We start from the raw sequence: 810 nt of genomic DNA, 5'->3' as shown, positions 1-810 counted from the left end.
CGAGACCAGGCGTGCCAAGAAAGGCCTGCCGAGCCAGCGCGCGCCATCCGCGCGGCCCTGACCGCGCGCAAGGCGTGCCGGCAGGAGCGGCACTAACCTGATGTCTCGCGCGCGCGCGGCGCCGGCCGGGGCGCCGGCCTCGGTCGCGTGGAGTCGGTCATGAAGGATCTGCCCCTCTCCCAAGTCTATCAGCTGATCGAGCCCGGCCCCGTGGTGCTGCTTACCACCGCCGCGGCGGGCCGCGCCAACGTCATGACCCTGTCCTGGCACATGATGGTGGAATTCACGCCGCCGCTCATCGCCTGCATCGTCTCTTCGGCCGACTTCAGCCACGCGGCTCTGCGGGCGACGCGGGAATGCGTGATCGCCATCCCCTCGGCGGACTTGGCCGAGACGGTGGTGGGGATCGGCAACGTCTCCGGCCGCGACCACGACAAGTTCGCGCAGTTCCGCCTCACCGCGAAGCCCGCCGCGCAGGTCGGCGCGCCGCTGGTGGACGACTGCTTCGCCAACCTGGAATGCCGCGTGGTCGACACCCGGCTCGTGAACCGCTTCAACCTGTTCGTGCTGGAGGTGGTGAAGGCCTGGCACAGGCCGTCCCGCACCCCGCCTCGCACCCTGCACCATCGCGGCTACGGCACCTTCGCCGTCGACGCGAGATCGTGCGCCTGCCCTCGCGCATGCCGTGAGGCTCGCGCCCTACCGCGCCAGCTCCTTGAGCCCCAGGCGGATCAGCGTCTCGGTGGTGGCGCCTCCCCGGCCGCGCGGGCGGCGGCGGCGACGGCGGCGCCGGCCTGGGCCTGCGGATAG

General features: G+C 72.2%; 1 protein-coding gene. It reads left to right on the top strand.

Annotation, left to right across the window (positions count from 1 at the left end; translation table 11 throughout):
- Positions 1-159: 159 nt before the first annotated feature.
- Positions 160-810 carry a flavin reductase family protein gene (locus tag AC2W7M_RS26535; protein WP_486136175.1) on the top strand — a complete coding sequence of 217 codons (651 nt, stop codon included), beginning with the start codon at positions 160-162 and terminating at the stop codon, positions 808-810.

The organism is Xanthobacter sp. BG11Y11_SDJG (assembly GCF_057364445.1).
This window is presented reverse-complemented; position numbering and strand designations above follow the sequence as displayed.